Origin of the sequence: Paraburkholderia acidisoli (assembly GCF_009789675.1) — a bacterium.
GTDB lineage: Bacteria > Pseudomonadota > Gammaproteobacteria > Burkholderiales > Burkholderiaceae > Paraburkholderia > Paraburkholderia acidisoli.
Window position 1 is genome coordinate 66883 of the sequence record NZ_CP046917.1, and the last position, 24803, is coordinate 91685.

The 24803-nt window shown below is 62.2% G+C and carries 29 protein-coding genes and 2 pseudogenes; 19 read left to right on the top strand and 12 right to left on the bottom strand.

Annotation, left to right across the window (positions count from 1 at the left end; genetic code table 11):
- The first annotated feature begins 4 nt into the window (after positions 1–4).
- The 3 genes from FAZ98_RS34700 (at position 5) to FAZ98_RS34710 (ending at position 2291) form a co-directional block, all read left to right on the top strand.
- Positions 5–583 carry a single-stranded DNA-binding protein gene (locus tag FAZ98_RS34700; RefSeq protein WP_158958859.1) on the top strand — a complete coding sequence of 193 codons (579 nt, stop codon included), beginning with the start codon at positions 5–7 and terminating at the stop codon, positions 581–583.
- A 250-nt stretch (positions 584–833) separates the two neighbouring features.
- Complete coding sequence (locus FAZ98_RS34705) at positions 834–1970, top strand: primase-helicase zinc-binding domain-containing protein (protein WP_158958861.1); 1137 nt, start codon at positions 834–836, stop codon at positions 1968–1970.
- Positions 1971–2072: 102 nt separating this feature from the next.
- Positions 2073–2291 carry a hypothetical protein gene (locus tag FAZ98_RS34710; protein WP_158958863.1) on the top strand — a complete coding sequence of 73 codons (219 nt, stop codon included), beginning with the start codon at positions 2073–2075 and terminating at the stop codon, positions 2289–2291.
- A gap of 64 nt (positions 2292–2355) precedes the next feature.
- On the opposite strand, the gene FAZ98_RS34715 is transcribed toward FAZ98_RS34710, so the two are convergent.
- From FAZ98_RS34715 to FAZ98_RS34730, 4 genes are all read right to left on the bottom strand, one after another.
- On the bottom strand, positions 2356–2610 hold the full coding sequence (locus FAZ98_RS34715) for a hypothetical protein (RefSeq protein WP_158958865.1): 255 nt from the start codon (positions 2608–2610) through the stop codon (positions 2356–2358).
- Positions 2610–2768 (bottom strand): hypothetical protein, encoded by a 159-nt coding sequence (locus tag FAZ98_RS34720; protein WP_158958867.1) that lies wholly within the window; start codon positions 2766–2768, stop codon positions 2610–2612. The genes FAZ98_RS34715 and FAZ98_RS34720 overlap by 1 nt, the downstream gene beginning before the upstream one ends.
- 122 nt (positions 2769–2890) lie before the next feature.
- Positions 2891–3247, bottom strand: coding sequence for a hypothetical protein (locus tag FAZ98_RS34725; RefSeq protein ID WP_158958869.1), 357 nt, complete (start codon positions 3245–3247; stop codon positions 2891–2893).
- Positions 3244–4254, bottom strand: a complete 1011-nt coding sequence (locus FAZ98_RS34730) for a PRTRC system protein D (RefSeq protein WP_158958871.1) — start codon at positions 4252–4254, stop codon at positions 3244–3246. Before FAZ98_RS34730 ends, FAZ98_RS34725 begins: the two co-directional genes overlap by 4 nt.
- Before the next feature lie 1209 nt (positions 4255–5463).
- Here FAZ98_RS34730 and FAZ98_RS34735 point away from each other — a divergent pair.
- Positions 5464–6597, top strand: a complete 1134-nt coding sequence (locus tag FAZ98_RS34735) for an integrase domain-containing protein (protein WP_158958873.1) — start codon at positions 5464–5466, stop codon at positions 6595–6597.
- 247 nt (positions 6598–6844) lie between these two features.
- Here FAZ98_RS34735 and FAZ98_RS34740 read toward each other — a convergent pair whose 3' ends face one another.
- From FAZ98_RS34740 to FAZ98_RS34765, 7 genes and pseudogenes are all read right to left on the bottom strand, one after another.
- Positions 6845–7516 carry a Lar family restriction alleviation protein gene (locus tag FAZ98_RS34740; RefSeq protein WP_158958875.1) on the bottom strand — a complete coding sequence of 224 codons (672 nt, stop codon included), beginning with the start codon at positions 7514–7516 and terminating at the stop codon, positions 6845–6847.
- 109 nt (positions 7517–7625) lie between these two features.
- Positions 7626–8683 (bottom strand): annotated as a pseudogene (locus FAZ98_RS34745) (phage Gp37/Gp68 family protein).
- Positions 8676–9338, bottom strand: a complete 663-nt coding sequence (locus FAZ98_RS34750) for a hypothetical protein (RefSeq protein ID WP_158958877.1) — start codon at positions 9336–9338, stop codon at positions 8676–8678. Before FAZ98_RS34750 ends, FAZ98_RS34745 begins: the two are co-directional and overlap by 8 nt.
- Positions 9339–9398: 60 nt before the next feature.
- Positions 9399–10262, bottom strand: coding sequence for a DUF1173 family protein (locus FAZ98_RS34755; protein WP_267904876.1), 864 nt, complete (start codon positions 10260–10262; stop codon positions 9399–9401).
- Positions 10263–10284: 22 nt separating this feature from the next.
- A pseudogene (locus FAZ98_RS36020) lies at positions 10285–10620 on the bottom strand (DUF1173 family protein); the annotation flags it as partial.
- A gap of 8 nt (positions 10621–10628) precedes the next feature.
- The gene (locus FAZ98_RS35910; RefSeq protein WP_233273052.1) at positions 10629–10967 is read right to left on the bottom strand and encodes a hypothetical protein; all 339 of its coding nucleotides are present in this window, start codon (positions 10965–10967) and stop codon (positions 10629–10631) included.
- Positions 10968–10994: 27 nt separating this feature from the next.
- Entirely contained in the window at positions 10995–11714 is a 720-nt protein-coding gene (locus FAZ98_RS34765) for a hypothetical protein (protein ID WP_158958879.1), read from the bottom strand.
- Positions 11715–12074: 360 nt separating this feature from the next.
- Here FAZ98_RS34765 and FAZ98_RS34770 point away from each other — a divergent pair, with 360 nt between their 5' ends.
- The 9 genes from FAZ98_RS34770 to FAZ98_RS34810 all read left to right on the top strand — a co-directional run bounded on the left by FAZ98_RS34770 (position 12075) and on the right by FAZ98_RS34810 (position 19244).
- Entirely contained in the window at positions 12075–13112 is a 1038-nt protein-coding gene (locus FAZ98_RS34770; protein WP_158958881.1) for an N-6 DNA methylase, read from the top strand.
- A gap of 218 nt (positions 13113–13330) precedes the next feature.
- Positions 13331–14998 (top strand): PRTRC system ParB family protein, encoded by a 1668-nt coding sequence (locus tag FAZ98_RS34775; RefSeq protein ID WP_158958883.1) that lies wholly within the window; start codon positions 13331–13333, stop codon positions 14996–14998.
- Between the two features lie 87 nt (positions 14999–15085).
- Positions 15086–15553 (top strand): PRTRC system protein E, encoded by a 468-nt coding sequence (locus FAZ98_RS34780; RefSeq protein WP_158958885.1) that lies wholly within the window; start codon positions 15086–15088, stop codon positions 15551–15553.
- 12 nt (positions 15554–15565) lie between these two features.
- Complete coding sequence (locus FAZ98_RS34785) at positions 15566–15784, top strand: PRTRC system protein C (protein ID WP_158958887.1); 219 nt, start codon at positions 15566–15568, stop codon at positions 15782–15784.
- A gap of 24 nt (positions 15785–15808) precedes the next feature.
- Positions 15809–16024, top strand: a complete 216-nt coding sequence (locus FAZ98_RS34790) for a hypothetical protein (RefSeq protein WP_158958888.1) — start codon at positions 15809–15811, stop codon at positions 16022–16024.
- A gap of 23 nt (positions 16025–16047) precedes the next feature.
- Positions 16048–17055, top strand: a complete 1008-nt coding sequence (locus tag FAZ98_RS34795) for a PRTRC system protein F (protein ID WP_158958890.1) — start codon at positions 16048–16050, stop codon at positions 17053–17055.
- Positions 17056–17071: 16 nt separating this feature from the next.
- On the top strand, positions 17072–17800 hold the full coding sequence (locus FAZ98_RS34800) for a PRTRC system protein B (protein ID WP_158958892.1): 729 nt from the start codon (positions 17072–17074) through the stop codon (positions 17798–17800).
- Complete coding sequence (locus FAZ98_RS34805) at positions 17797–18432, top strand: PRTRC system protein A (RefSeq protein WP_158958894.1); 636 nt, start codon at positions 17797–17799, stop codon at positions 18430–18432. Before FAZ98_RS34800 ends, FAZ98_RS34805 begins: the two co-directional genes overlap by 4 nt.
- Positions 18429–19244, top strand: coding sequence for a PRTRC system ThiF family protein (locus tag FAZ98_RS34810; protein ID WP_158958896.1), 816 nt, complete (start codon positions 18429–18431; stop codon positions 19242–19244). Before FAZ98_RS34805 ends, FAZ98_RS34810 begins: the two co-directional genes overlap by 4 nt.
- Before the next feature lie 298 nt (positions 19245–19542).
- Here FAZ98_RS34810 and FAZ98_RS34815 read toward each other — a convergent pair whose 3' ends face one another.
- The gene (locus FAZ98_RS34815; protein ID WP_158958898.1) at positions 19543–20298 is read right to left on the bottom strand and encodes a prepilin peptidase; all 756 of its coding nucleotides are present in this window, start codon (positions 20296–20298) and stop codon (positions 19543–19545) included.
- A 42-nt stretch (positions 20299–20340) separates the two neighbouring features.
- On the opposite strand from FAZ98_RS34815, the gene FAZ98_RS34820 reads away from it, so the two are divergent.
- The 6 genes from FAZ98_RS34820 to FAZ98_RS34845 all read left to right on the top strand — a co-directional run bounded on the left by FAZ98_RS34820 (position 20341) and on the right by FAZ98_RS34845 (position 24547).
- Positions 20341–20616, top strand: coding sequence for a hypothetical protein (locus tag FAZ98_RS34820; RefSeq protein ID WP_158958900.1), 276 nt, complete (start codon positions 20341–20343; stop codon positions 20614–20616).
- 273 nt (positions 20617–20889) lie between these two features.
- Positions 20890–21354: an outer membrane lipoprotein gene (locus tag FAZ98_RS34825; RefSeq protein WP_158958902.1), complete on the top strand. Its 465-nt coding sequence runs from the start codon at positions 20890–20892 to the stop codon at positions 21352–21354.
- Between the two features lie 91 nt (positions 21355–21445).
- Positions 21446–21838 carry a hypothetical protein gene (locus FAZ98_RS34830; protein ID WP_158958904.1) on the top strand — a complete coding sequence of 131 codons (393 nt, stop codon included), beginning with the start codon at positions 21446–21448 and terminating at the stop codon, positions 21836–21838.
- A gap of 9 nt (positions 21839–21847) precedes the next feature.
- Positions 21848–22324 carry a hypothetical protein gene (locus FAZ98_RS34835; protein WP_158958906.1) on the top strand — a complete coding sequence of 159 codons (477 nt, stop codon included), beginning with the start codon at positions 21848–21850 and terminating at the stop codon, positions 22322–22324.
- A 206-nt stretch (positions 22325–22530) separates the two neighbouring features.
- Entirely contained in the window at positions 22531–22950 is a 420-nt protein-coding gene (locus tag FAZ98_RS34840) for a hypothetical protein (protein WP_158958908.1), read from the top strand.
- Positions 22951–23026: 76 nt separating this feature from the next.
- Positions 23027–24547, top strand: coding sequence for a hypothetical protein (locus tag FAZ98_RS34845; RefSeq protein WP_158958909.1), 1521 nt, complete (start codon positions 23027–23029; stop codon positions 24545–24547).
- Positions 24548–24803 lie beyond the last annotated feature (256 nt).

Here is a 24803-nt window from a genome sequence, read left to right on the forward strand (position 1 = left end):
ATTTATGGCATCAATCAACAAGGTCATCCTCGTCGGCAATCTAGGCGCGGAGCCTGAAGTGCGTTATCTGCCCAGTGGCGACGCGGTGGCCAGCATTCGCCTCGCGACAACCGACCGCTACAAGGACAAGGCATCGGGCGAGTTCAAGGAGGCAACCGAGTGGCACCGGGTGTCATTCTTTGGCCGGCTCGCGGAGATCGTCAGCGAGTACCTGAAAAAAGGCTCGTCGGTCTACATCGAGGGCCGCATTCGCACTCGCAAGTGGCAGGCGCAGGACGGCACGGACCGTTACTCGACCGAGATCGTTGCTGACCAGATGCAGATGCTCGGCGGCCGCAACGGTGGCGAGCGTCGCGAGTCTGGCGCCGGCGATGACTTCGAGCAGGGTGCGCGGAGCGCGCAGCCGCAACGAGCGTCGTCGGCGTCCGGCGCGCGCAACGGGCGCGGTGTTTCACCCACCAGTGCCGGTAATCGCACACAGGCAGCCCAGCCTGCGCAGTCGGGCGGCGGTGGCTTCGATGAGATGGACGACGACATTCCGTTTCGCCAGGCATACGCCCGTGCAGCATGGGCAGCCATCTGATCCCGGAAGGGCTCACCTTCAGGATTTGCTGATCCCGTAAATCCTCACCCACGTTTCGTGACGCACCTTCGGGTGCGTCGCGTGACGCCCCTCTTTACGGCGCATCGCCGCCGCACAGTACGTCGATTTCCTGAACCCGAAGAGAACCTGCTGAAAAGAGTCGCCTGTACCGGCGCCTCTTTTGAGCACGCGTTTTCACGCCTGTCTCAGGCACCGACCCAACCCACCTTCCGTTCGAGGAGCGTGACATATGAGTACATCTGGACGCGGGCTGTCACCCGGGCAGTACGAGTGGCTGCAACGCAAGCTGAAGGGATTCGCGCTCTCTCCGGAGGCGTGGATTTCGACCTTGATGAATTACGGCGTCGCCGCCGAATACCTGACTGGCCATGCCACGGCATGCCCGGTTTGTGGTGGCGATGACCGCTTTACCTATGACAACAGGAGCGGTCGCGGCGACTGGGTGTGCCGCAAGTGCAATGACGGCTACCCGATGGCCGGCGACGGCTTGCAGCTGATTACCCGCGTGAACCGCATTGGCCTTTTCAGGCTGATGCGCGAGCTCGACGGTGGTTCCCCGCCACCGGCTTCCCGCGCGGCCCAGGTCAATGCTCCCGGCCCGAAGCGCAAGGCCGATCCGGCCTTCGTTGAGAAACGTCTCAATGGCATGTGGCGTGACGCACAGCCGCAAGCCGTGGGCGATCTGTCGATGCGATATCTGCACGAGCGGGTGCCGCGTCTCACGGCGGTTCCTTCCTCGTCGCTGCGTCTCGGGATGCTGGAGTACAGGCACGAGAAGCGGTTACTTGGCAAATGGCCCGGCATCCTTGCCAGGTTCGAGCTTCCCGATGGACGGCTCGGAACGCTGCATCGAACCTTCCTCGATCCGGTCAAGCCTGCGAAGGCCACGATCGTTTCGGCGGACGGCGAGCTGCTCGATGCAAAGCTGAACGACATGACGCTCAACCCCCTCGCGGGAGGCGCCGTTCGTCTGATGCAACCTGTAGATGGCGAAATCGGCGTGGGGGAAGGGCTTGAGACCGTGTACGGGGCGCACATGGAAACGGGGGTGCCGGTCTGGAACTGCCTGAACCGCGTGCTGCTGTCGAAGTTCGTCGTGCCCGAAGGGCTGGGCATCAAGGTCGTTCACGTCTTCATGGATTTCGATCACGTCGATCCGAAGACGGGTCAGTCGCCGGGTGTTGCGGCCGGTATGGCGCTGGCGAAACGGTTGCGTGCGGAAGGCTACACGGTCGTGCCGCATCGGCCACGCGTGCGTGGAACCGACTTCGCGGATCAGTGGAAGGCGCGGTTCACCGCGTCCCATGAGTCGGCCCTGACGACACGTCGGGCTACCAACGTGTCTCCGGTCGCAGTTGCAGTCTGATTTTTTCTAGCCGGAGCGTCCGGCAATTTCGTGAACCAGCCCGGTGGGGATTCATCCCCGCCGGGGATGGTCCGTCCGGGCTCTTTTTCCTGAGGAAGAAAAATGAGCTATTTCCAGATGAAGGTGGGCAATCGTTTTACGATCGTGGCGACCAATGGTGCTGCCAACGGTCATCAGCCTGTCCACAAATCCGAAGCGACCGGTTTCGATGTGATCGACCGACGTATCTGCAGGACGGTTGCTCGCGACGAGCCGTTCGAGTCGGCTTTCGACTTCTGTACGCGACGACTTGCCGTCATCGCGACGAAGTCCGCGCAATGACAACAAAACTTGAAACAGAAGCGGCCCATTTTTGGGCCGCTTTTTTTTTGCCTTGCCGATGAGCCTACCAACGGCTTGTCACGCGGAGCCAGATCGCCAGCAGATGCAGGGCGCCGCGCAGTACATACCAGCCACCGAGTGCGAAGAAGCATCCAAACAGCGCTGTGATGCCGATAACGATCGCAGCGTCGTGGACGCCGGCGTGATACAGGAAGGCACAACCAATCCAGACAAGGTAGCAGGCGACCCCGATGACCGCCCGGCGCACAAGAAAAGGCCACTTCATGAAGGCGACCCAGGCGCGTTCTATCGCGTACATCACTCGTCTCCGTGCGTCTTTGGGTGCCGATCGAAAAGAAAACCGCCAAGCTTCCAGGCCCCGATGCCTCCGGTGGCAAGTGAGGCCAGATACACCCAGGTAAGCGGCTCAGCCAGGCGCTGGCCATGAAGGATGGCGTCCAGAAGTTGATATTCCATCTTGATGCTCCGTCGTGTTGGTGGGTGACACAGGCCAGTGCAATTCCGGTTGGCTGGATATTGCACCGGTGTATGTGAGTTGATGATCGCACGTTTGATACGAAGTCAAGACGCGCGTCAGCCTAGTATTTGTCGAGTAAGTCCCCGAGCGCGTCTCCGAAGTCTCCAGACATCCCGTCGCTATCCTCCGTGCCCAGGGGCATGAATTCGTTCGACTCGCCACCTTCAAGAGTGGAAGCAGTCGGTGTATGCCGGGAATGCGACACCACGCCGGTTGCAGCCCCTGTGCGATCAGGAACATCCTCTAACTCGTTGTCGTCGAGGGTTGGGCGTGTGGAGTCTCCGCGTAGATAGGCCTCGGCGCACGCCTTGAAGATCGCCGCACGCTCGCGCGCCGAAGCGCATTCGCGCAGACGCTCAAAGAGCAGCGGATGCAGCACTTCGGCGATCGTTACCTCCATGACGAGTTTGCCGTTCATGCTGCGCGACGCTCGCGTGCGAGTCCGGCCTCGCCAACGAGGAGAAAACCTCGTGCGTTCGCGAGGCAGGGCGAGTCGATCACCTCGATCACGATGCGGGGGTAAGCGCGGCGGATCGCTGCCGCGTAGAGCACCGCACCACCGCCTGAGAGAATGATCGAACGGATGCCCGACACACGTCCGACTTTCGTCTGCATTTCCTTCACGACGCCCGCGACGATCGGCGACGCGCGTTCGACATACGGTGCGAGATCGATATGCTTGTTGTAAAACAGGAGTGGCGTGCGATTGCGCAGTGCCTTGTCGATCAGTTCGATCCCGTTGACCTCGTCACCTTCGTCGTGCGCGATGAGGTTGGCGATGCGTTGATAGATCTGCGATGCGCCGCCGGGCATCCCACCGCTGCGCGAATTGTCTACCGAAAAACCAGTTGCAAAAACCCAGTCTGTCGTGAAGTAGCCAACATCCACGACGATATGGGTATCGTCGGGGCCAAAGTCTTTGCCACGCGAGTTCTTGGCGAGCACCAGCGAGCCGAGCGGCTGCGGAACCACCATCACCCTGTCGACCACAACCTTTCCATGACCGAAACTCAGCTCGCCTGTGAACCGTTCCTTCAGGAACGCTGAGTATTTATTGAGGTTGTGAACGGGCAGGCCGAGCACCAGGCGTTCGATGTGGGTTACACCGGAGAAATGCAACGCGCCGAAGAGCAGCGCTGCATAGTTGTCGCTCAGTACGTAATCGTCGGCGAGAGCACGCCCGTTTTCACCATAGGCTGCAGTGAGCCTCACGCCCGGTCCGACTTCATATTCAAGGTTTCCGAGCGTCACCACGGCGATCTCGCGTGAAAGCATCGCGACATCGCCGTCGCCAACAAACGTGTCCAGATCCGCCATTGGTGCGAGCGAGGGGAACATGCCGGTGGCCACGGTGCCGCTCGTTGCGCGCCAGGCGTACTTCGTGTTGCCGTAGCCAACGTCGATCGCAAAGACTGGTGTTTTCATGGTGTACGCGTCCTTCAGGGTGTTTCGATGGTTGCGTCCTCGAACTGCGGGATATTCCCGGAGTTCGAAGTCGAGAAAAAGCGAACCCGGAGATAATCCCGGAGTTGTCCGGGAGGCCTCTCGCAAACTCCGGTATGAACCCGGACTTTCCATGAGGTATCCCGAAAACTCCGGGCAAATCTCCGACATTGCTGAATCCAGTCTAGCGAGCGCATCACGAAGTCAAGTCGCCGAAAGCGCACAGAATGAGGCGATGTTTTGCTGCCGCTCGATGGCGTTGACCGCGTATTCTGGTTACACCTGTCGCGTCCCTGACGCATCGACCTGAAGTGCAAGGCACTTCGTGCGTCCTTTTTCTGGCCAGAGAGGCCAGCATCCCCGGTCCGAACGGACCAGAACTCACCCACTGTCCGCGCTCCACCATGAGGCGGATTTTTTTTCAGTCAGATCAAGTCCACTGTGATCCATATTGAGGACCACTGGACAGTGCGATATCCATACGATTGGCGGGTGTCCGCCGCAATGTGGCGTATTGAGGAAATGTGGACGCGGACAGTTGGACAGTTCGCGAGCCGTTTCCCAATACGCCTGCACACGTTCCTTCAGCCCACAGCGCTGGGTGCGTTCACGAAGCCCGATACACCGCGGCGGAGATGAACGTGCTTCGGAACGGGGGAGAGCCTGCGCGCTGGCCACGCCAGCGAATCGCGCCTCCCTGTACGGAAGACATAACGGTCCGCGCAACCGTCACCAGAAACGCGCAACAGGAATTGCCCGGCAGTTGGCCCGGGCGTACGGACGGCAGGTGCTGCGTCCGCTACGCCCAGACGCATCCGTGCGTCCGGGGCCGGCAGGGTAGCCACAGCAGGCGGCAACGCAGTAGCAGTACACGCGGGTGCGGGTTTGCGCGAAGCGCATGCCGGTCCGTGCCGCAGCAAGGTGGACAGTCGGAACGCATCTCTTCCATGCGTCGGGCTGATCGGATGGAATCGCTAAAGGACAGGAAGGTGGTACCCCGCGCCGGGGAGAACGGCGAAGCCGCATGGTGAGCGGCACAGTAATGAGCAAAGAATCAGGCCCGCGAGGGCGGACGTGATGCCAGGCAGGAGCGTCGCGCCGCAGGCGTTGGCAGCAAACCCGGTCCCGGTGAAGCCGCGACCGAAGAACGGCCGTGGGACGGTCAAACCAGAGGCCCAGAACGGAGAAGGCATGGCAGCGATCCTCAACGTGCGCGCGGTGGTGCGTGGCTACCGGCTGGCGCCGACTGTAGCGGCGGCACTGATCCAGTTACTCGACGACCATGTTTCGTCCGTGCATAGCCGCACGCGCATCAGTGCGAAGCCGCTATCGATCAAGACGCAGGAATTCCGCGTGAGGGCCATCTGCGCCGCGCTGCTCGAACTGCGGGACGGTGGCTTCGCGCTTGTGAGCCCGTGGAACCTGCGGCGCAAGCATATCGAATGGCTGGTGCAGCGCTGGGTATCGGCTGGGCAGAGCGGCGGGACGATCGAGAACAAGCTCACGTATCTCCGTGCGCTGAGTGACTGGATGAACAAGACCAGCCTCGTCGGCACGCTTGACGATTACGTGAACCGCAAGGATAAGGGGCTTGTGCGATCGTATGTCGCCGAGGTCGATCGTTCGTGGGATGCAAATGGCCTGAGCGCGGGAGCGAAGATCGCTGAAATCGCGCAGACATGCCCCCGCGTTGCGGTGCAGCTGAAACTCCAGGTGGCGTTCGGCTTGCGCATTGAGGAGAGCTTCATGCTGCAGCCCCGACGTGCCGTAAGTGATCTTGAAATGTTGCACGTGACGCGCGGCACCAAGGGCGGTCGCGAGCGCGCGGTGCCGATTGAGGAGAAGTATGCGGTGCTGGAGGAGGCCGCGCGTCTGGCGAACGCACTCACGGGCTCGACAGTACCAGCCGACCGGACGCTCAAACAGTGGCGCGACTGGTATTACCATGTGCTCGCCCGGCATGGCATTACGAAATCAGGACTTGGGGTGACAAGCCACGGTTTGCGCCACCAGTACCTGCAAGAGCTTTACGCGAAGTGGGCTGGCGTGGCCGCGCCGGTGAAAGGGGCAGGCGAGCGTCCCGAACGCGAGCAGCACGCACAGGCAATCAGGCGGGTGGTGGAGGCCGCGGGCCACAGCCGACCGACCAAGGCGAATGCGTATATCTCGACATTCGCGCGCCAGGAGCGGCTGGCGAAACCCACTCTCTCGCTTGACGATGCCATGGCGGCGTTAGATGCGGCGCGCGGCAACAAAACGCACGCCGCGGCCGCACTCGGTATTTCGCGGCAGGCGCTTTACCGACTTCTGGAAGCATCGAGCTAGTGAGCGGTGATTCGTCTGATGAAAGTGCGTTGTCGCACATTCTGGTGTTTCAGGTGGTTTGATAATGGTTTGCCAACGTTTCACCGGGGCGAAGCGAATGAGCGTGAAAGAACCAACGATACGGGGTGAAGGGAGAGACGGGCGCGGGGCACAATGAAGTCGTCTCTCAGGTTCTGGCACCCCGGAAAAGCCAGAGCGTTCATGACCGGCCTTGTGGCCGGTCTTTTTTTGCCGTTCGACCGATGCGTTACCAGCGATCGCGGTCAGGCAGCGAGTCCACTGCGGCGGCGATCACGTCTTCAAACGCACGGTCGCGGTCCTCCGGGTGCGTAAAAACCTTGGGGAACTGCACGTAACGCTCACCGTCGATATCGACCCATTTGGTGAGCTGGACCAGCTTCCGGTAGCGAGCTGCGTCATTAAGCACAGGATCGATCGGCCACGAATCGAAGGTAACAACTGTCGCATCCACCATGCGACGGGCGATCATGGCAACGATGGGACCAAGTTCATTCCAGTCACCGTCAAGTCTCGAAAGGAGCTCGATGAACGCTGGAATGTCGGTCGTGCCCAGTTCGCGCTCCACCAGTCGCTGGAGGTCGGTCTTGTCCGCTTCGGGACGATTCACTCGCCGGTTCCATATTTCCGCGACGGTATTGCGTGCTGCCGTGTCATCTTCAGCGCACGGTTGCCACGGCGTTTGCATTCCGCATTCAGCACAGTAGATGCAGACCAGGGGTTCGGTCTGTGGTGCTTCGGGCGGCCGTCGCATCGTGTCGCGTAAGACCGGCGGGCCGCCGAACCGGCCCCACCTTGTCTGGTCAAACCATGGATCGGGCGTGTCGTTGATGATGCGTTGCGAGCGGCCGACAGTGGGGCGGCCGCCGCAATGGTCACAGGGAATGAGCTGCTCGTACATGGCTGAGTAGAATGGGCTGGAGAGGTGCCGACATTATCCATGGTCGACGAGCTTTCAATTCCGCAAGATGCGTACCTCTTCGGCCGTATCTTCCCTGGCGCTTTCGAAGTCAGGGAGTTCCGAGCTCCAGTGAGACATTCGGAAATGCCTGATAGCGCTGCCCGTCGAGCTCGCAGCCGGCCTGTCCTTTCCCGACGTTGAGCATGTTCGCCTCGCCGGTGGCGAAGATCGTATTGTCCTCGCCGTGCCTCAGGCAGCCGGAGATCGACAGGGAGGCTGACATTCGCGCGGCATCGCGCACGCTCTGGTCTGCCTGATCGGCGGGAATCCAGTCCCCCCATTGCTTGAAGAAGAACGCAGTGCCGGCCGTGCGGCACTGGTCGCGCACTTCACGGACCCCTTGCGGGTGCATCGGGCGTGCATCCGGCCCACTCTCGCCACCCCGATGACCCAGTCGACGTAATCATGCGTGGACGGATCGTGCATGGGATCGGTGCGATGGCCCGCGCATGTTCCGCAATATCCGGTTGCGTACTGTGGGCCCTGGGTGAAGCCACTTGCGCAGTGCGGCCATCCCGGCGCGAGGTACCCACTGATATCCGGGTGGCCGAGCAACGGCTCCAGACTGAGAAACTTCACAGCTGCGGGTACATCGAGCAGTTTCGGGATATCGCGATGCATCTCCGGTGGATTAACCACCGTCGCACCGAGCCAGAGTTTGGGGATGGGCTCGGTGTCCCATGTGGTAGCGCCGCCCGTCATGGTCTTCACCGCGTCGTTGAGCATGGCACGTGCGTTGCCGACGCGCTTCGTGAGGACCAGCCAGTCGAGGTTCGGTGTTTCCCGTATCAGTTGCAGCAGATCGGCGCGCCATTGCGCCGGCACGGCATTATCGAAGACGTCGGCGAGAGGCGCACAGAAGACGCGTTGCCGGCGCCCGTGTTTGTCGAAGAACGCCGGGTGCGCGGCATCCCAGCGCGTGGGCTTTCTCCAGGTGGAAACGGCTGTGCGACGACGGGACTGAGCGGCGCCCCAATGGACGCCAAGAATACGGATAGCCCGTTCGCGTTCCGCGTAGCAATGGTCGCAACCCGGGGAAACTTTCGTACAACCGAGCCACGGATTAAAAGTGTGGTCGGCCCATTCGATGCCGGTGTTCTCAGCCACGCCGGCCTCCGGTCATCGCTTCGTTCTCGCCACCGAGGATGTGGGCGCGAATGACCTGCATCGAATGGGCATCGGCCGTCGCCGTTGCGCCCTTCAGGACTGATTCGTCCAGTGGCGTGCACATCCGGTCGAGCGCCGCGCGCACGTCGTCCGGTATGGGGTTGTCGAGCACGTCGCGCGCGAGCAGCTCCGCGTCGTCGAGGGCGATCGAAACGCCGGTGCGGGAAAATCCGTCCGACATCGCGAGCAAGCCTATCCGGGCCTGCGCCAGCGTGGCGAACAGCCGGGCGGCGCGCTCGCGCGGCGGCTTCGGCGCGCAACCGTAGCGGGTGTCCTGCACCGTCGCGTGAGTGTTTTCGGGTTTGAGCAGCGTGTCGGCCGCAGCGCAGAGTTCGCGCGCCGCGAGCCAGTTCCGGTTGTCGAGCGATTGCAGGCCTTGCTCGACGAGCCGCAGTGAGCGCGAGAAAAGCCACGCGGCAATGGCCTCGGACGAAGTCGACTCCAGTGGATTGCGATAGAGCGGGGGAAGCTGGTCCAGCCAGCGTTGAACGTCGGCCACGGTTACCGTGCTGGCCGGGCAACCCGGAAACTGCAGACGGTAACCCGTATCGAGATCGGCCTGATCGGCGGGTGTTGCGCAAGCGGTGGTTTTCATGGCGCGGACTCCGGGATGAAAGTAGGGATGCCCTTTCAGCCTACGGGTTGCCGCGCAAAGTCAAGCTCGCGCTTCGGGCGGGGGAAGTGCGACGCTTTCAAGTGATTCGCGGTCGATGTTCCACTCAACGACGGGAATGCCCCGGGCGAGACGCAACGCCTGTTTTGCCGATTTGCGTTGCTCATAGCTCGCGAGACCGTTCATGCCGTACACCTCAACATGAGCAGCCGGACGCGTGTCAAGCAGCACGAAGTCGGGCAGCATGTCGTCGCCCTCCGCCAGGCGCATAGGCTTTTCAAAAACACGCCGCTCGTTGACCAGTCGATTCGCCATTGCGACTTCGTGAATCGAGTCGCAGGGCAGGAACGCCGACGAACAGAGCATGGCGGCAAGATCCACCACCCGGACGTAGCCGTTGGTCGTGCGCTCGATGAGCATCATCAGGACGACCCGGGCGCCGGCGACACCGATGGCACGCCACGCGTGCGGGTACGTTTTTGCTGCGTGCTCAATGATCGCGTCAGTACAGAAGTACCTGTGGCGGCGTTGCCGCAGGGTGATGGCTTTACCAAAACGCATATCCGCAAGTTCACCCAGCTCGCCCACGATCAGGGCGCGTCGTTTCAGCTTGCCATCATTGGTGAGCCGGTTCAGGAATTCGTTGAACTCGGCGTTGATCGATTCGCGCTCGCTTTCTTCGTACCGTCGCATGATGTGCAGGACCAGATGGACAGGGCAACCATTTATTTTGGCGTTTTCGCCCAGACCGCCGAGCAGCATCGTGTTGACTGCGCCCCAGCCGCGCGTACCTGAGTTGCCGGACCATGCGGTGAGCCGGGCGTTGTGCCAGAGGGCCTGAAAGCAGGGCGAGCAACGCGGCGCGTCGGCGAGAGACTCGATCTGAGGTACCGTTTTTTGTGTCACTCGCGCCGGGTGCGGTAGCGCCCTGCATGAGCGCTGCGGTCAGGCGGGCGTTGAGGCCGTCGGGTCCGTTGACTATCGCGGCAGTCGTCTCGCCGCGGGCGCCGGTTTGCTCATGCGTTGGATCCTTGTGGAAATCGCATCCGCGCTGGTGGTGAACGCCGTCATCCGGCCATCCGGCGAGATGGAACAGGGAGCCATAGCGGCGGATCACAAGTTGCCGCGGTGCATCGGCGCGGCAATGGCACAGCGCGTAGCCCGGTGTGATCTTTGCGTGCTCGAGCGCGCGGGCATATCGGCCGGGATGTTCCTGGACATCTTCAAGCGGAACACGTCGACCCGAAAAGGAGACGTCAGGCATGGGCGGCCTCAGGCTATGACTTCGAGGAGATCTTCGGGGCCACGCCAGAACGAGCCGTCATCGGTGTCGAGAACCGTGACCATGCCACTGTCGGGATCGTGTTCGGTGACAACGCCTTCGCTCCAGTCCGCGATGCCGGTCTGGTACAGGACACGTCGCAGGCGCAGCGTTGGAGGGGGGTAAGAGGAGGTCGCACGGATGGCCATGCTTTCATCATGGCGTGCGCGCGATGTGCTCGTGGGGCAAAAGCGTGCGGAAATCGGGACGATTTCCAGCGGAGCGTGAAAAGGCGGGGAATTGGCGGAAAGCTCAACAAAAAGTGGAGCTTTCCGCCAGAAGTCGTGCATGCGCCTGCGCTGTCGCTCCCGCAGGGGTCAGCGGCGACGCGTCCAGACGAGCGACAGGTTACCGTCGACGGGCGTGTCAACAAGGAGGCGCACCCTGCGCTGTACATCTGTGCGAAACGCACCGAGGATCGAAAGGGGCGCGCCGAACTGCATCCGCACGCCAGCCGCGATTACAAACACCGTTCCGTAGCTCCATGCCAGCATTTTCGCCACGTCATGCAACGCGGTGGCGAGGGCAGTCGCGTGACCGACGCGGCTGGCCGGCGACGCCGCGTATGCGATAAGGTCGCTCGCGAATTCGTCGGGCGCGAGCAGGCAGGTGATCACCAGCCATGCGGCGACGATGAAAGCAGTCCATGCGAATGCGAGCATGCCGTGGCGCCACAGGCCGACTGCGAGCCGACCGGCCTGGGCCACGTAATTGCGCGGATCGTTTGCCGCCGCGAGCCGCGTCTGCGCATAGTCCAGCTCCGACAATTCGCCAACCGTCACCCCGTTGATCGAAACCTTCACTATCACTTCGTCGTCGGCGTTCGCCGCCTCGCGGCTAACTTCGGCCAGTTTCGCGCGCCGGATGGCCTCGAGCAGCAGTCCGATGGTGAGCGCGAGGCAAAGTCGTCTCGCGATCACGCCTGCATCGACCGTGGTGGGCAGGAAGAGGGCGATTGAAGCGAAGGCGACAGAGGTTGATGCGACGATGAACGCGAGCGATCCGGCCCACGGCAGCCGGAGATTGGGATTGAGCATGGAGGCCTCCTGAATGGCGCAAGCGGTAGTGCCAGCGATTGTTCATTCTCGACGGCGATCGCACGTACAGCGGTCCGGAAAGATCGCCAATACGTGGCCTGTAGCCTGGCGCGGGCGAGATGCCGAGGAATTTTTCCACAGCCTTATCACCAGAAAATGTGGATAACCGTAGCCGGCGCCGAAAGCGCACCATGGTCACGCTGCTTTCGGGCCGAAACCACTGATTGCATCGCGTACGATCATTGCAACTCACGCGTCGTCAGACGCATCGACCCGCCTGAAAAGGCTATCTTTTTTTCCATTTCCCATTGGGGCATGTACGCCCCGATGGGCCATGTCCCGTCCAATCAAGGAGCGGGCATGAGCCGCAAATCCGCAGAGCGTAAGTTCGATCAAACTGCTGATGAACATCAGCGCAATCTCGTTTCCCTCATCAAGGCGTTTTCATACGCTCATCATCTCGACAAGGTTTTCCGGGACTTTGTCGAACTCAGCGCACTTGCGATCAGCAACAGCGTTGATCGGGCACAGTTCGAAGTGCGTGAGAAGCGATACATGGAAATTGTTGGTACGTACAAGCCGGATGAGGTGGCACGCTTTCCGAAGATGTTTGCCGAACTCACGCTTGCATTCGAGAAACGGGTCTCTGTCATGGCCGCTGCGCGCGAGCGTGGCGTGATGGCTTCGAACCTCACGGATGTGCTGGGCGAGACGTACATGATGCTGGAACTCGGTAATGCGAGAAGTGGGCAGTTCTTTACGCCCTATGCCATTTCGAAGCTGATGGCGGGCCTCATAGGCGGGGACGCAGTCGCAAGGGCGGACGCGCAAGGTTTCTCGCGTGTTCTCGAACCAGCGTGCGGTGCGGGTGGCATGGTGATTGCCACCGCGGAGGCGTTTCACGACGCCGGCCTGAACTATCAGCAGGCGATGCACGCAACGTGCATTGATGTTGACCCGTGCTGTGTGCACATGACTTATCTGCAGTTGGCATTACTCCATATCCCGGCAATCGTGGTGCATGGCAATTCGCTCACGATGGAGGTCTGGGGACACTGGTTTACGCCGGCGCACGTGCTTGGGGGCTGGTCGCGGAAGCTGCGCGCGCGCCGCTCTCACGATGCAATGCGCGAGCTCATGCGCGGATCGATGAGCGATGACGACGAGGTTGCCGATGTCGGCACGGGACCTGTCCCGGACGAGGTGGTTGCGGCCGATGTTGAGCCGCCGACGCCGATGGCGATTGAGGCCGACCCGGAAGGAGAGGTCACCGTGCTCGAGCGCCCGGTTGAAGTCGAAGCCTCCACTGGACTGGCCGATCTGTTCGAGGACGCGGTGAGCACCCAGCCTCGTCGCGATGACATCTTCGAGCTGGTCGATCAGCTCACGTTATTCTGATGCGCAGCCCCGGGGATCGGTTCGATCTCCCGGGGCTTCTTTTTGAAAGCGATACCGGATACGTGAGCTTTCCTCTCTTGCGGTGGCCGATAACGCGATATTGTTACCTCACCTACCGCGCCTCGTGCGCATCGATACCGGCCCCTGCGGCCTTTCTTTATTCACCCTTCGGGAATCCTCTTCCCGTCGGGAGCGGGTTCCCCTTCTGGAGACCCGCAATGCAATATCCCAATACCCTTCGCCTCGGCGACATCCGGCCCGGCCGCAACCCGCGCAAGTATTTCGATCCCGCGAAGATGGCGGAGATGATCGAATCGGTGCGCACCCAGGGCGTTATTCAACCTGTTCTCGTGCGTCCGCTCGAAGACGGCAGTCATGAGCTCGTCGCCGGCGGCCGTCGTGTGCGTGCCGCACGCGAGGCGCACGGTGACGACTATGCGATGCCCGTTGTCGTTCGAGAGATGGACGAATTCGAGGCGCGATCGCTTGCGCTCATCGAAAACATCCAGCGCGACGACATGGCTCCGTCCGAAGAGGCCGTGGCTGCGGCAGAAATCGTCGGGATGTGTCAGGGCGATCGCGATGAAGCGGCACGGCAGCTTGGCTGGACCCGTGCCATGCTCGACTCGCGTCTCGCGCTTATGAACTGCAGCGCATCCGTTCTGGAGGCGCTCAACACCCGCACGATCAAGCTCGGCCACGCCGAACTGTTCGCCGCCTTCACGAAGGAGCAGCAGGACAAGCTGTTGCCCGTCATCGTGAAAGAGGGACATACGGTTGCCGACCTGAAGAACGTGCTCGAGCGTGCCTCGTGCTCGCTCGCTGCGGCGATCTTCGACAAGGCGGACTGTGCAGGATGCCAGCACAACTCGGCCGCGCAGGCCGAGATGTTCGGCGAGTCGATCGGCACCGGCAACTGCACGAACCGGAACTGCTACAACGAAAAGACGGAAAAGCAGCTCGACGCGACGGCTACTGGCCTGCGCGACGAGTTCCAGACCGTCAGGATCGTGCGTCCGGGTGACAACCACACGCGCATCCAGCTCGTAGCGGAAGGCACGAAGGGCGTGGGCGAGGAGCAGGCGAAAGCCTGCTATGCGTGCCAGAACTTCGGCGCTGCGGTGAGTGGTTTGCCGGACTCGCTTGGCAAGGTCTACAAGGGCCAGTGCTTCGACACCGTCTGCAACATGAAGAAGGTGGCGGCGCGGATCAAGAGCGAGAAGACGGAGCCTGTCGCCGCCAAGGCGGCCAGCGCCGGTGGATCGTCGAAGGCGAAGGATGCGACGAAGGCCGACAAGTCTGCTGCCGCGTCGCCTGCGCCGGAAGCCACGGTCGTGGCCGAATCGGATCGCGTGAAGACCTATCGCGTCGCGCTCTGGCGCAAGGCGCTACGTCGCGAGGTGAGCCAGGATGCAGCGCTCGCGCGCCGCTATCTGCTTGCTGTAGTGGCGACCGGTCAGGCTCGCAGTATCGACGCAGGCCCGGTCAACACGGTCTGGGAACGCCTCATCGATGACAAGCCCGCTGTCGGAGACTTCGGCAAGGCGGCCACGTCGGCCGCTGCGCTCGATGCCGACGCCGAAGGGAAGATGATGATTTCCATCACGCTCTCGGCAATTCAGGGCGTCGACGTCTCCTATCTCATGCAGATGTGCCGCCACCACAAGCTCGATCTCGCGAAGCACTGGAAGCTCGACAAGGAGTTTCTGGAGTTGATCACGAAATCGGAGATGAAGGTGGTGGCCGATGAACTCGGCTTGCGCAGCGCGATGGGCGATGCCTTCAAGAAGGTGTTCGCGAAATCGAAGCCCGAAGTCATCGATGCCTTGCTGTCGGTTGACGGCTTCGACTACGCGGGCAAGGTTCCGAAGGTCCTGAAGTTCTGATGCGTGTCGCGGTGTTCGCCGCGACTTCCTTTTTTCGCGCCGCCAGTCGATCGACTGCGCGGCGCTTTTCATTTGCGAGGTTTTTCCATGTTCCAGCAACTCGAAGCGTTCGTGCGCGAGACCGGCAAGGTCACGCTCACACTCAAGATGGCCGGGGACCAGATGTCCGTGGTCGTTGTGCCCTGGGGCGACTCGAAGGAGACGGCGCTGCGTCAGCCGCTTGTGCTGAGCGCGACGCCGGTCGAGCTCGATGAGGGCTTTGTGCAGGCGTTGCAGTCGTTCGAAGGTGCGCATCGTTCTCTCGCGGAGCAGGTGAGCGCGACGAACGAGATCCTGCAGGCGGCTGAAAAGTCGCAGGCGGGCAAGGCCCAGAAAGCGTTATCGAAGGGCGCGAAGCCGGCGCTTCCAGCGCCGTCGGAGCACGCCGGTGACGATCCTGAGGATGCCGATGACGGGGCGCACACCGATAGTGCCGCCCCCGCGCCCGCGGTCGAAACCTCCGCATCCGTGCAGTCTGCCGGCGACGGCAAGACCGACCTTTTTGGCCTGCTTTGAGGAGACACGCCCGTGACCATCAGCATCGCAAGGATCATTCGCGAGTTCACCTACAACGGCATGAAGTTCGCCGATCCGGGGCCTGCATTCAGCCCTGACGACGTTCGAGATCTCTTTTCCGCGCAGTACCCCGAACTGACGACCGCTGCGGTCGACGGGCCGGAGTTCTCGGGAGAGGTCGCGATCTACAGGTTTGTGCGCGCGGCCGGCGCCAAAGGTTCCCACACCTGAGGAAGCCCATGCCGGAGGAAACCTATGCGTAAAGACGTTCTTCTCAAGCTGCTCGCCGATCCGGCGACCGGCTTCAACCAGGAGCCGCCCGGAAGGGCGGTTTTTTCTTATGACGACGAGGTTCGCCAATGCTGTTCGATCCTGCTTTCGTTGATGGAGCGGTCGATGTCGGCACCGGTACGGCCTGGCAACCGCCTCGGCCTGCCGCTGCCCGACATCGAGCTTCCCATAGTGTTCTGACGCTTCCGACGTTCGCGCTGGACGTGCCGCGTAACGCCAGCATCAAATGGCGTGTCGATACCCAGGTCGAGTCCGTCGTGCTGGAGCAGTTCAGACACGGGCCGCTTCGTGCGGCCGACGTGAATGATCCAGTGAGTCCGGTCGATGCTTTCCAGCAGGCGTTCTTTGCCTGGGTGGATCGGCTGATGCCGCAGGGTCTTCGCCTGATCTCGATGGGACTGCAGTTGTGCGACACAAACGCAGTGTTCGATGCGATCGAAGCAACCTACGAGAAGGAAGACTTCAAGCCGCTGACGCCGCTGCATCTCGGCATCAGGCTTTCGGATGAGTGGGTCCACGAGATGGACGTGCTCGCCCAGCCGTTGCGTGAGGCGCATCCGTTACTGCTTTACACGCTGTTTTCGATCGTCGATCAGGTGTCGGGTCGGACCGTGCCGATCCGTACGCCCGGCTGGTTTCTCTCGGAGATGGCCTGCCAGTACTGGGAGGGCGACGAATCGGCCAGCGACGCCGAAGCGCGGACCTGGCTCGAAGACTGGTACGGCAACGACGAAGAGATGGTGAAGCTCTATCTGCCGTCGGTGCTCAGGCCCGCCGTCTGTCCGGACGAGATCCGTTGTCCGGCCAGGGTAGCCGGGCGCCGGTCGCGAAATGCGTCCCTGTCGGCGAGGGAGCTGCTCGCGCTGGCGACGCAACACGAGGGCCGTGTGGCGTCGGTCTGTCACGAACTGGTTGCCTTGCGCGCGCTACTCCGCAAGGCCGGGCGTCACAGGCTGCTCGAGGACGGCTACGACGCCCGTCCGCTGTATTCCGGTTGCACGTTCGTTCTTGAAACCAACGAACGGATCGGCGAGTTTCTCGACGATCACATGAACATGGAATACCAGCACGGCGAGTCTACCGAGTTCCATAGTTTTCATACCTTTTCCACGACACGGCAGGGCATCCGCGCGCAGTACGCGCAATGGGGCCTTGCTTTCCAGATGCTTCGCCGCCTTGACCGCCTGATGGCGCTGGTGGTCCATATTTGATATCAGGAGTGTTTCCATGAACGGAGTTTCCATTGGCCAGACCGGCCACGACGTCACGCTTTCCCGCGCGTTGCTGCTTTATGCAGGGTCGAACGGCGCGCACTATGCAACTGTCCACGCCGTCACGGAAGAACCAAAGACCGGACGGCCAGTCATCGGTGCAGGCCGGCCGCTCGATCGACGTGCTCTCGTCGACGCGCTCGTGCAGCTCGATCGCAATGCCGCCCCGAAGGCGGAGTTTCTTTCCTCGAACGTGCTGGGTGTGACGTCGGCGGCGATCACCTGGTGGTGTCCGCCTGCGTCGCGTCGTGTATTTTTCGATTGTCCGAAGGTGGGCAATCGCAGCGCCGTTGTGCCACATCCGGGTCTGGTTTTTCAGGCGGGCGCGCAGGGTTTCTGCGTGTTCGCGGTGAGGGGCGCGGATCGGCCGGTGGAGGGCACGGCGCTTTATGAGCCACCGTACTTCAACACGTGGGACAAGGGGAGAATCTGCATTGGCTCGGCCAACGTTCCGCGACGCATCGAGATCTCTGCGATCAAGGGTTGGGAAGACGGGTTTTTCAACTCGGCGTTCACGCATCCGAACGCGGGCGGCAAGCGCGTGACTTATCGTGGTGGTTTCCACGCATTCTGGACCGACATGCTCGACGGCAAGTTCGAGGCATTTCCTGCGCGCGCGCTCGTTCGCATGAAAGAGCTGACGGCTGGCGCTCTCGTTGCTGGCAAGAACGGAGGTGCAGCATGAATCCAGTCGATATTGCCTTGCAGGGCTCGTTTCCGAGCGTGATGGTGCCGACACGTGAGCCGGTCGCACCGATGGACGCTCCCGGTGAGCGGCTGCTCATCGCGTCCAACGGCGTCTTCCTCGAAATCAGCCGTCCGTGGGTGCGTCTGGTGCGGCGGCTGTCTTCCTTCGACTGGGCGACTCCGGTACCCTACGGCGAGGCTGCAGAGCGTACCGATCTGATGTGCGGGTCAGTGCCTGCGGACCTTGTGGTGCAGTTCGCGGATATGGCACGCGCAGCGTTGCCCAACGAAGCGGGCGCCTGGATCGTGTGGGACGCCGCAACGGGCCGCTTCAGGCTCGTGCCGCTTCCGTCGTTGTCTCACGGCCCCGACCATCTGCGTTACGAACGGCCGGAGTTGCGGGCGGGCGAGTCGCTTGTGGTCGACTGCCATTCTCACGGCCATGGCTCCGCATATTTCTCGTCGACAGACGATCGCGATGACCAGCACGACGTGAAATTCGCGCTCGTACTGGGCAACTGCGATTGCACGCCAACCGTGGCGCTGCGGCTTTGTGCGAAGGGTCGCTTCGAACAGGCCCCGGCCATCCCGCAGCACTGGCGCGCAGCGCTGGCAGGGGAGGTCGCATGAACGGACCGATCCTGCACACCACGCCCGGGGAGATGGTGGGGAGGCCGTGGAACGTCGTCGTCGTGGGCGCTGGCGGCACGGGCAGCGCATTGTTGCCGTCGCTCGCGCGTCTGCATCATGCGATGGTCGAGCTCGGTCATCCGGGCGGGATCGATTGCACGGTGTACGACGACGACACGGTCAGCGAGTTCAACGTCGGCAGGCAGGGTTTCTATCCGAACGATGTCGGCCAGTACAAGGCCACATTGCTGGTGAACCGCCTGAACCTGCTGATGGGCACGAACTGGGTAGCACAGCCTCGTCGCGTCGATTCGAGCGTGAGTCTGCGAGCGGATATCGTGATTGGGTGCGTGGACTCGCGTCGCGCGCGACATGCGATCGTCCAGGCCGCAAAGCGTGGAAAGGTCCGCTACTACCTCGACTGCGGCAACGAGACGGATCGGGGGCAGGTCATTCTGGGCGAGTTCGGCAAGGCCCGGCATGACCGGTTGCCCCATGTGGGTGACCTGTTCCCGGACATGCTGAACGCGAAGAACGACAAGGGCGACGATACGCCGTCCTGTTCGATGGCGGACGCGCTGCGCAAGCAGTCGCTCGTGATCAATCAGGCGATCTCGGTGCAGGCGTTCAATCTGCTCTGGACGTTGTTTCGCAATGGCGGTCTGAATTACTCGGCTGTCTTTGTGAATCTTGCAACCGGCCGTACGAACCCGGTGCCCATCGACCCGCAAACGTGGAGACGTTTCGGATATGAAGCGCCACAGATGCGGCCATCGAAAAAGCGACGAAGGGTCGCCAGTGACGGTCAATGAACCGTTTGCCGGCTTCTCTGGCGGCGTTAGTCACCTCGTTTCGCTTACTTGATACACGCCACCCGTACCCGGGTGGCTTTTTTTTTTAATAATTGGTAAACGACGGGTTGGGCGCGAGGGTGCACGCGGGAGCATGGATTGCGGAAACAACCGTTTGGCCGCGTTTGCTCACACAACGCGACAGCGGCGCCAATGCGCGCCCCACCGTGCAAGTTAGCGTCGGCGCGCTCTCCCCGAGTCGCCGGCGTGTGTGTTAAAGCCCGCCTTCGAGCGGGCTTCTTTTTGTCGAACTTGCGTCCTAGCGGAGCAGAACGTAGACGCCGGGCGCGCTGAGGCAGACACCGACAAGACCACCGAGCGCGAGAAACGGCCCGAACGCCATAGATTCTCGCAGAGGCAAACGATTGCCGCGCGCGGAGGACAGCGACCAGACGATCGACGACAGCGCTGCGATCGCCAATACGGCCGGGAGTGCGGTCCAACCCAGCCAGGCGCCGAGCGCGGCCAGCAACTTGAAGTCGCCGTGTCCGATACCCAGGCTTTGGGTCGCGATGCTGGCGAGGCAGGAAATGGCGCGCATTCCCAGATAGCCCGCTATCGCGCCGAGCACCGCATCGGGTAGGGGCACGAAGAGCCCCCGGGTGTTCGCGAGCAGTCCAATCCAGAGCAGCGGGGCGGTGACGATGTCAGGCAGGAGCCGGTAGCGAACGTCGATTACGGCACCGACGAGCAACGCGCAGGACAGGGCGAACGCTGCGAAGCCTTTCTGGCCCACGCCAAATACCCCTGCACACAGGCCGCAAACCAGCGCGCAAAGCACGATCGTCACGAGTGTGATGCGGCGATCTGGCGAGCTGCTGTGTGTCTCGTCGCCAATCGAGCGAAGGGCGGCGGCGGCCAGCGCCTCGCACATCGGCGGCAGGCACCCGCCGACGGCAGCACCCGCTGCGAGTGCGGACGCGATAGCCCCGAGATGGGGTAAATCCAGCAACGCCAGAACGCCAGCCGTTACTTCGCGGCTGAAATGCGACTGCGCAGAGAATATACTGTACATATATACAGGAGTTGCTCCGTGGTCAGGAAAAGTACCTCACCCATGCCAGAGATCGCCGGCTTCGTATCGGCGCTCAGGCAGGCGTTCGGCGCGGACGAAATCAATGCGATCGTCCGGCGTGGACATGCGGGCGAGCCCGTATTCTTCGCGCGGGAGGGCGGGATCGAATACGGAACGAGGCTACCGTCCGGTTCGGGCTGGAACGCGGCCCGCGTCGCTGACCGGCACTTCTGCGACGGGTGCGGCGGTGCCTGTCTTGAATCGGGCGTGCGCTGCAGCGAACATCGTGCACGCGCCGCCCGGATGGCGGCTCGATAAAACATACGTCGATTCGGCGAGCATTCGGGTCCCGGATGCCGGCCCGTCGCCGTAAACTGAGTCCATTCCCCCGCGCCTCACAGCGCATCGACCTGACCACAGCAGCACGCTGCTGTGCATTCCCGCTGTATTCCCCACGGCACGTAGTCCGCCGATCATCGTTACCCCGTTGGGCGCCAACTCCCGACAGGGACGCGGCTCCCCTTTTTCTTCCCCGTCCGGGCAACCCTGCCCGATCGGCGCCGGTTGCCTTTTTACCTTGAGGCAACCGCCATGATCCGCGTTCTCATCGCTCTCGTTGTTTTTTCCATTCTCTCCGGCTGCGCAAACATGACTGACTTCGGTTCGCCCGATGTCTATCAGCGTACTGACGTGCAGCGCGCCGGCACGCTCGAACAGGCAACAATCGTTCGTGTGCGCCGCATAACGATTCGCGTCCCCGGTAACAACTCGGGGCTGACCAGCCTTGTCAGCTCGGGGGTTGGTGCCTTTCTCGGTTCGCAGACGCTCGGTAATGGTCGCGGCCGTTATGTCGCCGCGGCGATGTCGGGAGCGGTGACCGGATTCGTCGCGCAGCATGTCAGCGATGCGCTCTCACGCACCGCGGGGCTGGAGATCGTCGTGCGAAAGCCCGACGGAGCGCTTCGCGTCATCACGCAGCCCGACGACCAGCTTTTTTCTCCCGGCGACCACGTGCTCCTCATGAGCACCAATTCCGGTATCCGCGTCACGCACTGACGCATCTTCTGCCGCCCGCGAAAGCGGGCTTTTTTATGACAGCGGGGCATTCCTCACGGCGTGCCTCGCTTTTTTACTTCTGGAGATTCAGATGAAGCATGTCAATCGCGTTATGCACGCCGACCGCCATGGCGCGGGTGAGGCGCGTGACGCCCGCTTTACCCGTCGTGCCCGCGGCTTCCTGCAACGCGTCGCGGGTGAATTGCGTCTGCGCGCCGGCGAGCACGAAATCACGGTCGCTCCGCGCTGCCAGAATCGAGGCTGCCGCGTGACGCTCGGCACCGCGCGGCTAATCGTTGAAGTTTCGGATTTACCGGTGAACCAGTCGGTGCGCATGTCGTTCCGCACGCGTCGCGGCTACGCGGACCTGTCGGGCGGCGGCGACAATGCCGTGAGCGCCGAACAGCTCGGAACCCGCGAAGGCTTCGAGTCGTTGCTCGGCGCCTTGCGTCTGGTCAATGGTCTGGACAGCGAGCGACGCTAGGGGAAGCCGATGGAGATCATCACGATCAGGATCGAGTTCCCGGGCGGCCTCGCGATTACGGACGGTGCCACGTGGGATGCTGATTCGGGCGTCGTCCACGTTTCCGAACGGCTCAAGCAGCTTTGTCGCGAGCTCGATGTGACCGAGGCGCCGCCGGTGGTTTCGGCGACGTGCCGCGGCCGGACTATCGAAGCTGAGGTACTTCCGGGAGGAGACTTCAGGTTGACATCGCACGAGCTACCGCCATGCGAGTCGGAGGGCTTTTTCGCAGAACTCGTGGAGCTCGTTCGTCGCCCGTCGAAGGACCAGCGACAGCAGTTCGGTCGTTTCGCGCACACCCTTTCGGCAGGCGCGACGATCGGAGGATTCGGCTTCTGGCATTCCACGAACGTCTGGACCGTACAGAACGCGCTCTCTCTGGTGAATCTGTGCGCGGCGGCCGTGGTACTCTTTTACATCGGCATTATTTCAATGGACGGAGAATAGCGATGGGCTGGAGTTTCGCAGCACTGGGTGTCTCCCTCGCGTTGTGCGCTTTGGGTATGGTCATGAATCACAATGGTCGCAAGGCGGACCGCGAACGTCGTGGGCATTGACACTGTTATAGACGACGTCGGCTGAGCCGACGATCTGCAAATCTGAAGGGCTGCACCTCACGGTGTGGCCCTTTTTCTTTTTCTGGACCGTTTTCAATGAGCACTGTTGAACTGGATTTACCCGTCGCTCTCGCGCCTGCGGCTCTCGATTCGCTCGGCAAAACCGTAGGCCAGGTGGTCGATCGTATCGGCCGTCACCTGCGAGCTGCCGACCTCGAACCGGAATGGGTCGTAGTCGCTAACTTCGTCGATGACGCGCATGAGTCGGTGCGCGGCCTGAAAGCAGACGCTCCATGGCCCGAGCCCGGCGACTTGCACAATCGGCGACGCCTCTGCGTCTCGGTGTCGACCGGTCACTGCGAAGGCTGGCTTGTCCAGATCGATCACGTCGAGTTGCAGAAGGTCGGCGATGGCGGTCACTGGACCAGCGTGCCGCTCGTGCGCATCAAGACGCTGACGCGCTCGCATGCATGGAGCGTTGCGGCCGCTGCATCACGCATGCTCGATATCGACTGACGCACTTTCTTAATTCCTTCCCTTGCGGGGCATCGCCCCGATGGGTGATGTCTCGCGCCTCTGGAGCTCATCATCCATGTATTCGCTTTCCCTTCCTGACGCTGTACTCACGTCGCCCACACTCGCAGGCGTTTTCCGGCTGTTCAACGACGAACGCGTGCGCACGCTCGACACCTGCTTTATCCGTCTTGGCGGTGCCGCGGCAGGCGAGCGCATCACGCGCTACAACGGCGCGCTCGCCCTGCGCATGCCGGGTACGACGCACAGCATCGTGAACGAGATGCTGCTCGAAATCCGGCGTGTGGGCGCTTTCCTGCGAGCCGACGGAACGCACCGCGCGCCGTGGGAAGTTCTCGCGAGCAACTGGGACGTTCTGTTTGATTTCGTTGAACTCTGCCGCAAGCCGAACCTGTTGCTGTCGTCCGACCAGATCGACGCGGCCAACGAGAGCGCGCGCGGCGCGGGTTTTCGGTTCGACCTGTCGGACCTGTGCATCCAGACCATGACCCGACTGTTCGGGTTCGGCTACTGCGGTCCGCAGCTGCCGGGCGCGCGCGAATGCCACAGCCGTCACGCGCTTCACGTGGCCCACGCACTGCTCGCCGGTCTGCCGGTTCCGGAGGCGGTGCTGGAGCATTATCGGAGCGATGCGGAGGCGTTGCGCTACGTCGAGTGGGCCGATCCGCTACTTCGACTTCCTGCCCTTCGTGGCGCGATCGCCGGACCGAAGCTGCGCACGATCGCATCTGTCATGCGGCATAACGGCAAGGTGATCGACGGGCAGAATGCGGACATCGTCACGATGCTCGCGCACCTGCTGCCTGACGAGCCGGCGTATCCGCAGGCGGAGGATGTTTTGCACGCGCACGGCCTGATTGACGACTTGCCATTGCCTGACACCTTCAACGTGCCCGTCGACGTTGGACAGCCGGTCACGCCACTCGCTGAGCGCGTACGCGAGCTGGTCGCCGGGTCTGTCATGAAGCGCTCGTTGCGACACGCCGATGACGAACTGAAGGCAGGGCGCATCAGTCAGCGCACGTACCGGCATCGGTGCGATGTTGCACGGCTTGAGCGCGGCAGACATACCTTCGCCTACGGCAACCGGCTATCCCGTGCACTGGCGAGCCGAGACGTCGAGGCGTTGCTGAAAGTGCTGGACACGTCCGACGAGCACAACCAGGCCAGCAAGACGGCTTTTCACGAGGTGCTCGGTGTGAAGTTTCTAGGTGTCCGGTCGGCCGCCCGTCGCCGTGCCGTATTCATGATGTGCGGATACGATGCGGCCGCGCAGGCACGCTGGGAAGCCGATGCCAAGAAACGCAAGGCGGCGGCCGATGCCGAGCGTGACCTGAAGGAAGCGCGCGACGCGGCCCTTGAGGCGCGTTACATGGGCCCGCAACGCGTCGAGATCACGGGCGTCGATCACGTCGATCGTGCAATCAGCGATGGCTTCTCGACGATCCGGAGCTTCCGGCGCGGTGCGGTCCTGTGCTATGCACTGGTGCGCGGGGAAGAACGTACCGCGCGCAGGCTGAGCGCAAAGGACGGCACGCTCGCATACGCCCGCGCGTGTCTCGAACGCCGCGCAGCGTGAACCATCCTGTCACTATCATCCCTTGACCAGACCGGCGCGCTTCCCGCGCCGGTCTTTTTTTTCGTCCGCACTTTTACCCCGTCGCGCGAAAGACATAGCGAATTCATCACCATTGAACGCTGGCGGCTTTTCCCGAACACCTAAACTGGCGTTATCACCCGCGTCCACGACGCATCGAACTGTCGGCATCGCCGACCCATTTACGTGCCTGCAAGGGACCCCGTCCCGGTTACGGCGCGGCGTCTCCCAAGGCTTT